We start from the raw sequence: 12,259 nt of genomic DNA on the forward strand, positions 1-12,259 counted from the left end.
CCGTGGCGGAAGGGGCCGCCCGCAAGGACCGCGAGCACCGCCAGGACACCCCTGACGTACGAGCGCCACGAACGAGAGACACGCATCGAGACCGACGCACCCGGACCCACCCACCGCACCATCCGGCCGGAAGGGGAGAGACGCAGTGAACGGTTACCGCACCGCATTCTTCGACGTGGACGGGACGCTCACGACCGCCCCGAGCATGTTCCGGTTCCTGCGCCACTACCTCGCCGCGCTGGGCAACCCCCCGCACGAATACACCAGCCGCCGCCGCGAACTCAAGGCGATGAACCAGGTCGGCTGTCCCCGCACGGTCACCAACCGCGCCTACTTCGCCAACCTCGAGGGCGCCTTCGCCTCCGAGGTCTCCTTCCACGCCGAGGACTGGTTCCGCGACGAACTGCGCTCCGGCTCCTTCTTCCACGAACACGGCGTCGGCGCCCTGCGGCGCCACCAGGACGACGGCACCCGCATCGTCCTCGTCTCCGGCTCCTTCCCCGCCGTCCTCGACCCGATAGCCGAACACCTCGGCGCGGACGAGGTCTGGTGCACCGAGCCCGACATCGCCTGGGGCCGCTACACGGGCCGGCTCACCCGGCCCCCGATGCTCGCCGGAGCCAAGGCCGAGGTGGTCCGGGCCGTCGCCGCCCGCCACCGCACGACACCGGCCGAGTGCATCGCGTACGGCGACCACGTGTCCGACCTGCCGATGCTCAGAGCCGTCGGCTCGGCCGTGGTCGTCGGCGGCGACAAGGTGCTGCGCACCCACGCACGGATCCACGGGTGGTCCCTACTGCCCGCCGCGCCGGTCCCCCCGGCGCTCGACCTGCCGCTGTGGCACACCGCCCAGCAGTCGGCCGCTCACGACGAGGTGAAAGAGGTGGAAAGCGTATGACGTCATGGTTCTTCGACCGGATGCGGAGCTTCGGTGAGGCCGATGCCATCGTCTTCAACGGTGTGAGTTACAGCTACGCCCAACTGGCCAGGCTGACCGGCGAATGGGAGAGATTCCTCGACCGGGGCGGCGTCCACGCCGGCCAGGTCGTGGCCCTGGAGGGGGTCAGCAGCGTCGAGGCCTGCGCGGGCCTGCTCGCGCTCATCGAGCGCGGCGCGATCATCGTCCCGATGACCCCGCTGCCGCCCGCCAAGCGCGCCGAGTTCCACGAGGTCGCCGAGGTGGAGACGGTCATCACGATCGACTCCCAGCAGTGGCGCCGCAGCATCGAGATCACCGGGCGCAACTCCGAGCACGAGCTGTACGACCAGCTCCGCACGGACGGGGTTCCCGGACTGGTCCTCTTCAGCTCCGGCACCACCGGCCGCAGCAAGGCCAGCGTCCTCGACTTCTCCAAGGTCCTGTCCAAGTACGGCCCCCCGACCCGCCCCCGGCGCACCCTCGGTTTCCTCAACCTGGACCACATCGGCGGCATCAACACCCTGCTGCACACCCTCAGTCAGGGCGGCGCGCTCGTCACCATCGACGAGCGGACCCCGGACAAGGTCTGCGCGGCCATCGAGTCCAATGCCATCCAGATCCTGCCCACCACCCCGACCTTCCTCAACATGCTGCTGATCTCGCGGTCCTACGAGCGGCACGACCTGTCCTCGCTCCAGCTGGTCAGCTACGGCACCGAGCCCATGCCGGAAGGCACCCTGACCCGGCTGGGCCAGGCCCTGCCGCACACCCGGCTCAAGCAGACCTACGGCCTGTCCGAGCTGGGCATCATGCCCACCAAGTCCCGCGACGACGGCAGCCTGTGGGTCAAGCTGGGCGGCGAGGGGTTCTCGTACCGCATCGAGGACGGGATCCTGTGGATCCGCTCCGACATGGCGATGCTCGGCTACCTCAACGCGCCGGCGCCCTTCGACGACGAGGGCTTCTTCAACACGCAGGACGCGGTGGAGACGGACGGGGACTACGTCCGGATCCTGGGCCGCAAGTCCGAACTCATCAACGTCGCGGGGGAGAAGGTCTACCCCAGCGAGGTCGAGAACGTCCTGCTGGAGCTGGACTACGTCGCCGACGCCGTCGTCTCGGGCCGCCCGAGCCACGTCACCGGCCAGGTCGTCAAGGCCATCGTCCGGCTCACCGGGCCGGTCGACGACGCCCGGGCGACCTCCCGCGCCATCCGCGAGCACTGCGCGCGGCGGCTGGAGGCCTTCAAGGTGCCGGTGGTGGTCGAGGTGACCACGGCGGACACGCACTCCGACCGGTTCAAGAAGATCCGGAGCGCCGTGTGAGCACCCAGCACACCGAGGCCGTGCGGACCGCGGGTCCCGACGAGCCCGGAGACGGGCGCGTCGCCGTGGTCAGCGGTGGCAGCCGGGGCCTGGGCCGGGCGCTCACCGAGCGGCTGCTGGCCGCGGGCTGGCGGGTCGCCACCTTCAGCCGCAAGCCCAACGAGTTCACCGAGGAGAAGGCGCGGGACCTGCCCGAGTCCTTCTTCTGGCAGTCGGTGGACCTCCACGAGGCGGACGGGATCCGGCAGTTCACCAAGGCGGTCCGCGACCGCTTCGGCCGGGTCGACCTCCTCGTCAACAACGCGGGGGTGCTGCACCAGGAACTCTTCCTGACGGTGGCCCCGCAGCGGATCGAGGACCTGCTGGCCGCGAATCTGACCGCCCCCGTGCACCTCACCCAGGCGTGCGCGCGGCTGATGATGCGCGGCGGCGGATCCATCGTGAACATCTCGTCCATCAACGCCATCCGCGGCTACCGCGGGGTCGCCGTCTACGCGGCGGCCAAGGCGGGCCTGGAGGGATTCGGCCGGGCGCTGGCCCGGGAACTGGGGCCCGTGGGCATCAGGGTCAACACCGTGACCCCCGGGTTCTTCGACAGCGAGCTGACCTCGGACGTCACCGAGCGGAACCGGGACAAGATCCAGCACCGGACTCCGCTGGGCCGGCTCGGCAGCGCGGAGGAGATCGCCGACGCGGTCCTCTACCTCGCCTCTTCACACGCACGTTTCATCACCGGTCAGTCATTGGTCATCGACGGAGGAATCACATGCTGAACGAGCAGAACATCCAGCAGATCATCGAGCGCGAGATCCAGTCCGTGGTCCTCAGCTCGGAGGAGGACGAGGTATCGCTGGACGACGAGCTGCTCAAGTCCGGGGTGAACTCGCTGATGCTCGCCCAGCTGCTGATCCAGCTGGAGACCGAGCTGGGCGTCGACCCGTTCGCCGCGGACCTGTCCATCACGGAGATACGGACGCTGCGCGAGCTGGTCGGCGCGTACGAGGCGGCCCTCGAGCGTGCGGCCACGGCCGGTGCGACGGCGGGTGCGTGACGTGTCCGCCGTAACCGAAGCCGTGACCGAGGCCGGATCCCCGGCCGAGGCCGAGGCCGAGACCCCGCGGAAGCTGTTCCTGAAGTCGGTCGACGACTATCTGGGACCCGGCGAGGGCCGCTTCTTCTCCCGCGGCTACCAGCGGGCCGACTACCTGGTGCGCGACCTCGTCTCCACCCCGGTCACCACCGAACGCCCGGGCATCCGGGCCACGGTGGACGTCAGCTACCCGCCCGACTGGTCCCGCAAGAAGAACGGTACGGACCTGCGTCCCCACCTCAGCACGGTGGACGTGCTGGTCCTCGGCGTCCAGCTCGCCGAGCTGCACCTGGTCCACGCCTACGGACTGACCGGCGAAGCCCGCGGCACCATGCGGCTGCGCAAGGTGGTCCTGCGGGCCGGCGGAGCGCCGCAGGAGGACCTGCTGCGGATCCCCGCCTCCTCCCGTCTGGTCCGCACCGACGACGTCCCCGGCGTGCCGGGGCGGCGGCTGTCCGTCCACGACGGCGCGGTCGGCGAGCTGCGGGTGCGCTGCGAGATCGAGCACGACGAGGGCGTACGGGCGGAGACCGAGGGCATCTTCGGCAGCCTGGACGAGGGCCTCGGCGAGGGCGCGCGGCGCTTCTACGGCGACGGCTTCAAGCGGCGGCGCCACGTCATCCGTGACGTGGTGGTCGACATGGAGGAGCTGGCGGCCACGGCCGGGGTGCACTTCGTCCCCGGCCCGGCCGAGGGCCGGGACGGTCCCGGGGCGCTGGGCGTCGACGCGGCCACCGAACCGTCGGTGTCGCTCGTGGACGCCTTCGTGGTCAACCTCCAGCTGGTCCAGGTGCTGATGTACGAGCTGGACCAGGTCAAGCGGGCCGCCAGCAACACCCTGTGGATGATGCAGACCGTGCTCACCGCGGCGGACACGGCCCTGCCGCTGCCCGTCCGCGGGGACGAGGCGCAGGCCGCCGCCGCGCGGCTGACCGCCAAGCGGGTGCTGCCCCTGCGGGGCGGGGTGTGGCGCAGCGTCGACATCGAGGCGAGCCTCGGCGGGGTGGGCGTGCGGGCCTCGTTCGCGCACGAACTCCCCCCGGAGGCGGCGGCCTCGGCCGGCTGACCCGCCCCCCGGGGCCCGGGGCCCGACCGGGACCCGCGCGCCCCGCACCCCGGCCGGGGCCGGACTGCCCGTGGCAGATCCGGCCCCGCCCGGGGGGCCGTCGCACCGCCCACCACCATCGAACCGAACACCATTAAGGAGACCCCGATGCGGCTGTCCGTGTCCGGTACCTATTCCGCGGGGAAGACCTCCACGGCCACTGCCCTCGCCTCCTACACAGGTCTCGGCTTCGCCCCGGCCCGGGCCATCCGCGAGATATTGCCCGACGCCGTGCCCGGCAAGGCGCTCGCCGACGTGACGCCCGCCGAGTACCTCCAGCTCGCCGTGCGCCGGCACGTCGGGCGGGTGCAGAACGAGGCGCGGCTCGGGGTGGGGGGCGCCGGGTTCGTGTCCGACGGCTCCTCCCTCCAGGAGTGGATCTACGCGGCCGCCCGGGTCCGCTTCGGGATGGATCCGGCGGCCCCCGCGGCCACCGCGCCGGCCACCGCGGCCATGGGGTTCTTCGCCGAGGCCGTCGACCAGCTCGGGCACGCGATGCGCCAGCACGTCAAGGAGACCTACGACGGCTTCGTGCACCTGCGGGCCGCGCCCGGCGCCGTCAAGCCCGGCGGGCACCGCCGGATGCACCCCGAATTCCGCGCGTTCTGCGACGACATGCTGCTCCAGGCTCTGGTGGACCTCGACGTGACCTACCACGTCGTCGAGGGCCCCCGGCCGGAGCGCCTGGAGAAGATCGCCGACCTGTTCGGCCTGCCCGTCGTACGGTCCGCCGACGAGGCGATCGACCTGGCGACACGTGAGTACGAATCCATCGACTGGCGGCTGGAGGGCGAGCGCACGCAGAGCGCCGCCTCCCTCGTCGCCGCTGCTGCCGGAGGCACCAAGTGACCACCGAAACCACCCCCTACGCACGGCGCTGGCTGATGCTGCCCGTCGTGCTGGCCGCCCTCTTCATGGCGCAGTTCGACCTCTACGTCGTCAACGTCGCCGCCCCCACGCTCCAGCACCAGCTCGGCGCGGGCCCGGTCGCCCTCGAGCTCATCGTCGCCGGGTACGCCTTCACCTACGCCAGCGGCCTGATCACCGGCGGCCGGCTCGGCGACCTCTTCGGCTCCCGCGTGATGTTCCTCGGCGGGGCCCTCGCCTTCACCCTCGCCTCGCTGCTCTGCGGGATCGCCCAGAGCCCGAACCAGCTCGTCGCCGCCCGGCTGCTCCAGGGCGTGACCGGCGCGGCCATGGTCCCGCAGGTGCTCGCGCTGATCACCGGCGTCTTCAGCCCGGCCGAACGGCCGCGCGCGCTGGCCTGGTTCGGCTTCACCGTCGGTGTCGGCGCGGTCGCCGGTCAGGTGCTCGGCGGCATGCTGCTGCAGGCCGGTTCCTCCGGTCTCGGCTGGCGGGCGATCTTCCTGGTCAACGTGCCCGCCGGTCTGCTGACCTTCCTGCTGGCCCGCCGCCTGGTGCCCAAGCGGGCCGCCTCGGCCGCGGCGCGCGGCGCCCTCGACCCCGTCGGCGCCATCGGCATCCCGGCCGGCCTCGCGCTGGCGCTCGTCCCCATGATGCTCGGCAGCGCCAAGGGCTGGCCGCTGTGGACCTGGCTGTGCCTGGCCGCCGCGGTGCCCGTGCTCGCCGCCACCCTCGGCTGGGAGCGGAAGCTGGCCCGTCAGGGCGGTCGCCCGCTGCTTGACCTCTCGCTCTTCCGGATCCGCTCCTTCCACCGCGGTCTGATCGTCAGCGGTGCGGTGTTCGGGGCGTTCTTCAGCTTCATGTTCGCGCTGACCCTCGTCCTGCAGTCCGGTCTCGGCCTGAGCCCGCTGGCCGCCGGATTCTCCTTCGCCCCGCTCGGCCTCGCCTTCGCCGGCGCGTCCATGGCGGCGCGCCGGATCCCGCCGGCGCGGGCCGCCCGTACGGTCCTCGGCGGCACGCTCGTCGCCGCGACCGGACTGGTCGTCCTGCTCGCCGAGGTGGCCCTGGCCCCGGACCAGATCAGCGCCCTGCGGCTACTGCCGCCCATGATCCTCATCGGCCTCGGCAACGGGCTCGCCGTACCCGCCCTGACCGGCGCGGTGCTCACCGGAGTCGGCCCCGGCCAGGCCGGATCCGCCGCCGGTGTGCTCACCACCGCCCAGCAGTTCGCCAGCGCGGCCGGAGTGGCCCTGCTCGGTTCCGTCTTCTTCTCGGTCCTCGGCTCCGGAGAGGGCCCCGGCGCCTACGCGATCGCACTGCGCTGGGTCGCGGGCATCGGGCTGGTCCTGGTGCTGATCGCGGCCGCCGCGAGCCGGGCCCTGCTCCGGCCCGAGGGCGGCGCCAAGGCCGAAGGCGCGGGCGAGGCCCCGGCCAAAGACGTAGCGCAGAACAACGACCCGTCCCAGAAGATCCTCGGAAAGGTGTGACATGGCGGCCACGGCCCTGAGTGTGGAGGAGCGCAAGGCCAAGGCCGCGCAACTCTTCGAACGGATCATCACCAACGGCGAGCTGCACCTCGCCGACGACCTCTTCCACGAGGACTTCAGCTGGCCGCAGTTCGGCCTGCACGGCCCCGAGGGGGTCCGCACCTGGGTGCGGGCCTTCCGGACCTCCTTCCCCGACATGGTGGACACCGTCGTCGAGCAGTGGGCGGAGGGCGACACCGTCATCTCCCGGGTGGAGTGCACCGCCACCCAGCTCGGCGCCTTCCGCGGCCTGCCGCCCAGCGGCCGCAAGGCCACCTTCGGGGCCCTCGGCATCGACCGGTTCCGCGGGGACAAGATCATCGAGCGGTCGGCGCACTTCGACCTCGCCGACCTGATGCGCAAGTACGGGCACACGGAACTGCAAGTGCCTCCGCAGGACCGGCCGTGAGGCCCGCCCCGTTCGACTACGTCCGCCCCGCGAGCGCGGCGGAGGCCGTGTGGGCCCTGGCCGGGGCCCACACGGCCGGGCGGGAGGCCCGGGTGCTCGCGGGCGGGCAGTCGCTGGTCCCGCTGCTGAACCGGCGGGCCGTGCGGCCCGACCTGATCGTCGACCTCGGCCGGGTGCCCGCGCTCAGCGGGATCCGGGCCGGCCGGCGCGGCATCCGGATCGGCGCCCTCACCCCGCACGCGACCGTGGAGCGCAGCACCGACACCGAGCTGCACCGGCGGCTGCCGGTGCTCCCCGAGGCGGCCGCCCTGATCGGGCAGCTGCCGGTGCGGGTGCGCGGCACGGTCGGCGGGAGCCTCGCCCACGCCGACCCCGCCGCCGAGTGGTGCCTGCTGGCGGTGCTGCTGAGCGCCGAACTGACCCTGCTGGGGCCCGACGGCAGGCGGGTGGTGGGCGCCGACGCGTTCCTGCGCGGGCGTCACCGCACCGCGCTGCGGCCGGCCGAGATCCTGGTCGAGGTCGGGTTCCCGGCGGCCGAGCCCGCCGCCGCGCTCGTCGAATACGCCGCCCAGCCCGGCCGGATCCCGGAGGTGGCCGCCGCCGCGGCCCTGGTCCTGGACGCCGACGGGCGGATCGGCTCCGCCCGGCTCGCGCTGGCGGGTCCGCTGGAACGCCCGATGCGGATCCCGGCCGCCGAAGCCCTGCTGATCGGGGTCCGCCCCGGCCGGGAGAGCTTCGCGGCGGCCGCCGCCAAGGCCGCACGGATCACCGGGGCCTCCGGTGACCTCGGCACCCTGGCCGCCGTACTGCTGCGCCGGGCACTCGCCGAATCCGCCGCCCGGGCCGCCGTCCTGGCGCCGGTGCGCCGCGAAAGAATGGAGCTGGTGCCGGTATGACCGCCTTCACCCCGGCCCCGTCCCCCGCCACCCCCGCCACCCGCGCCGTCCCCGTGAAGCTGACCGTCAACGGTGAGCCGCACGCCCTGGACGTCGAGGCGCGGCGCAGTCTGGCCGACGTACTCCGCCGCGACCTGCGGCTCACCGGCACCCCGGTCGGCTGCGAGACCGGGGTGTGCGGCTCCTGCACGGTGCTGCTCGACGACGAGCCGGTCCGGGCCTGCGCGATGCTCGCCGCGCAGGCCGACGGCGGCCGCGTGGAGACCGTCGAGTCCCTCGCCCCGGTGGACGGGGAACTCGGGCCGCTGCAGAGCGCGTTCCGGGACAACTTCGCCCTCCAGTGCGGCTTCTGCACCCCCGGCTTCCTGATGCTCGCCACCGGACTGCTGCGCCGCGAGCCCGACCCGGACCGGACCGCGGTCCGGTCCTGCGTCTCCGCGAACCTGTGCCGCTGCACCGGCTACCAGCCGATCGTGGACGCGGTGTCGGCGGCCGCCTCGGCCGCCTCCGCCGCCGAGGCCCGCGCCGCCGAGGCCCGCGCCGCGGAGGCGTCGTGAGCACCGGGGTCGTCGGGCGGTCCGTACCCCGCCTGGAGGACGACCGGCTGCTGCGCGGCCGCGGCCGCTTCCACGACGACGTGGCGCGCCCCGGCCAGCTGTGGATGCGCGTCGTACGCTCTCCCCTCGCCCACGCCCGGATCCTCGGCGTGGACACCGCGCGGGCCGCCGCGCTGCCCGGGGTGGTGACCGTCATCACCGCCGACGACCTGCCGCCGGGCCTGCGGATCCCGGTCCGCCAGCCGCACCCCGGGATCGACTTCACCGCCTACCTCCAGCCGCCCCTGGCCACCGGGTACGTCCGGTACGCGGGGGAGCCGGTGGCCGTCGTCCTCGCCGAGGACCCCTACCTCGCGGAGGACGGCGCCGAGCTGGTCCGGCTCGACCTGGAGGAACTGCCCCCGGCCATGGACGCCCGTACGACCGCGGCCGGGCCCGGCCCTGTGTCCCTGGCCGGGGCGCCCGCCGCGCAGGTCGGCACGGTCGACTTCAGCTACGGGGACGTCGACGCGGCCTTCGCCGCGGCGGCGCACGTGGTCAGCGCCGACCTGCGCACCGGCCGGCACAGCGGCACCCCGCTGGAACCGCGCGGCCTGATCGCCGACATCGACGACCCGGCCGGACCGGACGGGCGGCTGACCATCTGGGGCGCGGCGAAGATCCCGCACATCAACCGGCGGGTCCTGGCCTCCCTCCTCTCCTTCCCCGAACACCGCATCCACATGCGGGAGACGGACGCGGGCGGCAGCTTCGGCATCCGCGGCGAGTTCTATCCCGAGGACCTCCTCGTGCCGTTCCTGTGCCTGCGCACCGGACGCCCGGTGAAGTGGTCCGAGGACCGGGCCGAGCACATGAGCGCCGCCAACCACGCGCGCGAGCAACAGCACCTGATCGAGCTGGCCTTCGACGCGGACGGCCTGCTGCTGGGGCTGCGGGACGAGGCCTGGCTCGACAACGGCGCGTACATCCGTACCCACGGGGCCGTCGTCGCGGCGCTGACGGCGTCGATGGTCTCGGGGGCCTACCGGATCCCCGCGGCCAGCTCGCGCGTGCACATCGTCACCACCAACAAGACACCCATCGGCACCTACCGGGCCCCCGGCCGCTTCCAGCACAACTTCGTGCGCGAACACGCCCTCGACATCGCCGCGAGCCAGCTGGGCCTGGACCCCGTCGAGCTGCGCCGGCGCAATCTGCTCACCGGCCGCGAACTCCCGCACCAGCGGCCGATGCAGGTCTTCGGCTCGCCCATGGTCCTCGACGGGAAGGACCACCTGGAGCACTTCGACAAGGGCCTCGCGGCGTTCGGTTACGACCGCTGGCGGGCCGAGGCGAAGGAGGCCCGGGCCGCGGGACGGCTCGTCGGCACCGCCTGCGCGGTGATCCTGGAGAAGGCCGGGCTGGGCTACGACAGCGCCGTCGTCGACATCGGGGTGACCGGAGCGGTCCGGGTCGCGATGGGCGGCGCGACGGTGGGGCAGGGCATCGAGACGGTGATGGCACAGATCGCCGCCGACGAACTCGCCGTCCCGGTCGGCTCGGTGCGGGTCGTGCTCTCCGACACCGACGTCCTGCCCGACGGCGGCGGCACCTTCGGCAGCCGCTCCACGGTCGTGGGCGGCGAGGCCGTGCGCCGGGCCGCGGTCGCGGTCCGCGAGAAGGCGGTCCGGGTGGCCGCGGGCCTGCTCGACGTCCCGCCGGAAACCGTGCACCTCATCCCGGGCGGGCTCGCCTCGTCGCAGTCCCCGCGCGAGCTGGGCTGGGCCGCGCTCGCCGGGGCCGCCTTCACCCCGCGCTGGATCAGGACCGGCGAGGAGGTCGGCCTGATCGGCCGGGCGACCTACGTCGCGGAGGGGATGACGTACCCCTACGGCGCCCACTTCGCGCAGGCCGAGGTCGACCCGGGGACCGGCGTGGTGCGGCTGCTGCGGTACGGCATGACCTACGAGATCGGGCGCGCCGTGCACCCCGAGGCGGTGCGCGGCCAGCTGATCGGCGGCGCCGTCCAGGGGATCGGCGGCGCGCTGTCCGAGGAGTTCCGCTACGACGAGCGCGGCCGTCCGCTGTCCCTGACCCTCGACGAGTACCTGTGGCCGCGCGCCGCGGATCTCCCCGAGTTCCAGGTGGAGATCTACGAGGACGCCCCGGCCCCGGGCAATCCACTGGGCCTGCGCGGAGCCGGCGAGGGGGGCACCGCGGGCAGCGGGGCCGTCGTCGCGGGCGCCGTACGGGACGCCCTGGGGCTGCCCGGCGATGTCGGCGCCCTCCCGCTGCACCCCGCGAGGGTGCGCTCCCTGATGTCCCCGCACCACACACCGCACCATGACTCGAAGGAGGAGCTGTGACAGTGAACCAAGCGGTTCTCGACTGGCTCAATACCGAACCGGACTGGGACGCCCCGCACCAGGAGCCGGCCGCCCCGGTCTCCGACGGGCCGGTCTCGGCGGACGTGACCGCACCCTCGGCGGCCACGCTCGCCTCCGCGACCCCGGACGAGCGCAGAGAACTGGTCGCCGACTACGTGCGCCGGGAGGTCGCCCGCTCCGTGGGCGTCACCCCCGCCGCGCTGGACACCGAGCGGACCCTGGTCACCGTGGGCATCGGGTCGATGCTGGGACTGGAACTCCAGTACCGGCTGCGGGCCGCCCTCGGCGTCGCACCCGAACTGACGGACCTGCTCATGGCCAAGGACACGCACGCGCTGGCCGCGATGGTCGTCGCGCTGCTCGGGTCCGGCGGATGACCGCGAAGCTGGCGCCGCCGGCCGGCGCTGATGTCTGGCTGCTGCGGCAGCCGAAGCCGGACGACATCACCGGCGTGCTGGAGATGACCGAACTGGACGAGAACGAACTCCAGCGGGCCCGCGCCTGCCGCCGCCAGTCGGGCGGCTACCTGTACGCGGCGGCGCACATCGCGCTGCGCCGGGTACTCGCCACGTACGTGGGGGAACCGGCCGGGTCGCTGGAGTTCGGCCGCGGTCCCTGCCCGTGCTGCGACCAGCAGCACGGGCGCCCGATCCTCCTGCGACCCCTCTCGGACCTGCACTTCTCGCTGTCGCACAGCAGCGGGATCGTGCTGATCGGAGTGGCGTCGGTACCGATCGGCGTCGACGTCGAGAAGGTACCGACGGCCGAGACGGCCCGGGTGTGCACCGCCGCGTTGCACGCGGACGAGCGCGCCGAGCTGGCCGAGGTCCCCGAATGCGCGGGCACCTCGGCCTTCGGGCGGCTGTGGACCCGCAAGGAGGCCTACCTCAAGGGGCTGGGCACCGGCCTCGGCCGGGATCTGTCCCTGGACTACCTGGGGTGGGAGAGCGACCGGCACCCGAAGGGCTGGTCGGTGGTCGACGTACCGGCGGGCCCCCGCCACACGGCGGCGGCCGCGATCGGCTACGACGGCGCCCCGTCGGGCCCGGTGACGCTGCGCTGGCTCCCCATGGAGAGCCTGTTCAGCGGCACCCGTGCCGACCTGGCGAACCGCGACTCGGTTCTCGCGGAGCTGGCCGCCTGACCGCGCCCCGCCCACGGGCCGCCCGCACGAGCATCCCCCGGCCGGGGGCCCACCACCG

The 12,259-nt window shown here is 73.5% G+C and carries 13 protein-coding genes; all 13 read left to right on the top strand.

What is annotated here, in order from left to right:
* Positions 1-145: 145 nt before the first annotated feature.
* Positions 146-898: an HAD family hydrolase gene (locus ABT084_RS29795; protein ID WP_351050364.1), complete on the top strand. Its 753-nt coding sequence runs from the start codon at positions 146-148 to the stop codon at positions 896-898.
* Positions 895-2,244 (top strand): class I adenylate-forming enzyme family protein, encoded by a 1,350-nt coding sequence (locus ABT084_RS29800; RefSeq protein WP_351050367.1) that lies wholly within the window; start codon positions 895-897, stop codon positions 2,242-2,244. The genes ABT084_RS29795 and ABT084_RS29800 overlap by 4 nt, the downstream gene beginning before the upstream one ends.
* Positions 2,241-3,017 carry an SDR family NAD(P)-dependent oxidoreductase gene (locus ABT084_RS29805; protein ID WP_351050369.1) on the top strand — a complete coding sequence of 259 codons (777 nt, stop codon included), beginning with the start codon at positions 2,241-2,243 and terminating at the stop codon, positions 3,015-3,017. Before ABT084_RS29800 ends, ABT084_RS29805 begins: the two co-directional genes overlap by 4 nt.
* Complete coding sequence (locus ABT084_RS29810; protein WP_351050372.1) at positions 3,011-3,295, top strand: acyl carrier protein; 285 nt, start codon at positions 3,011-3,013, stop codon at positions 3,293-3,295. The genes ABT084_RS29805 and ABT084_RS29810 overlap by 7 nt, the downstream gene beginning before the upstream one ends.
* Before the next feature lies 1 nt (position 3,296).
* Positions 3,297-4,400, top strand: a complete 1,104-nt coding sequence (locus ABT084_RS29815) for an AvrD family protein (protein WP_351050375.1) — start codon at positions 3,297-3,299, stop codon at positions 4,398-4,400.
* A 147-nt stretch (positions 4,401-4,547) separates the two neighbouring features.
* Positions 4,548-5,288 (top strand): AAA family ATPase, encoded by a 741-nt coding sequence (locus ABT084_RS29820; RefSeq protein ID WP_351050377.1) that lies wholly within the window; start codon positions 4,548-4,550, stop codon positions 5,286-5,288.
* The gene (locus tag ABT084_RS29825; RefSeq protein WP_351050380.1) at positions 5,285-6,790 is read left to right on the top strand and encodes an MFS transporter; all 1,506 of its coding nucleotides are present in this window, start codon (positions 5,285-5,287) and stop codon (positions 6,788-6,790) included. The genes ABT084_RS29820 and ABT084_RS29825 overlap by 4 nt, the downstream gene beginning before the upstream one ends.
* A 1-nt stretch (position 6,791) precedes the next feature.
* A complete protein-coding gene (locus ABT084_RS29830; RefSeq protein WP_351050383.1) occupies positions 6,792-7,238 on the top strand; it encodes an ester cyclase in 447 nt (148 codons plus the stop codon).
* On the top strand, positions 7,235-8,134 hold the full coding sequence (locus ABT084_RS29835; protein ID WP_351050385.1) for an FAD binding domain-containing protein: 900 nt from the start codon (positions 7,235-7,237) through the stop codon (positions 8,132-8,134). The genes ABT084_RS29830 and ABT084_RS29835 overlap by 4 nt, the downstream gene beginning before the upstream one ends.
* Positions 8,131-8,691 (top strand): (2Fe-2S)-binding protein, encoded by a 561-nt coding sequence (locus tag ABT084_RS29840; RefSeq protein ID WP_351050388.1) that lies wholly within the window; start codon positions 8,131-8,133, stop codon positions 8,689-8,691. The genes ABT084_RS29835 and ABT084_RS29840 overlap by 4 nt, the downstream gene beginning before the upstream one ends.
* Positions 8,688-11,036 (top strand): xanthine dehydrogenase family protein molybdopterin-binding subunit, encoded by a 2,349-nt coding sequence (locus tag ABT084_RS29845; RefSeq protein ID WP_351050391.1) that lies wholly within the window; start codon positions 8,688-8,690, stop codon positions 11,034-11,036. The genes ABT084_RS29840 and ABT084_RS29845 overlap by 4 nt, the downstream gene beginning before the upstream one ends.
* A complete protein-coding gene (locus tag ABT084_RS29850; protein ID WP_351050394.1) occupies positions 11,033-11,434 on the top strand; it encodes an acyl carrier protein in 402 nt (133 codons plus the stop codon). Before ABT084_RS29845 ends, ABT084_RS29850 begins: the two co-directional genes overlap by 4 nt.
* Entirely contained in the window at positions 11,431-12,201 is a 771-nt protein-coding gene (locus ABT084_RS29855) for a 4'-phosphopantetheinyl transferase family protein (RefSeq protein ID WP_351050397.1), read from the top strand. The genes ABT084_RS29850 and ABT084_RS29855 overlap by 4 nt, the downstream gene beginning before the upstream one ends.
* The last annotated feature ends 58 nt before the right edge of the window (positions 12,202-12,259 follow it).

The organism is Streptomyces sp. NPDC002138 (assembly GCF_040296485.1).
Classification (GTDB): Bacteria; Actinomycetota; Actinomycetes; order Streptomycetales; family Streptomycetaceae; genus Streptomyces.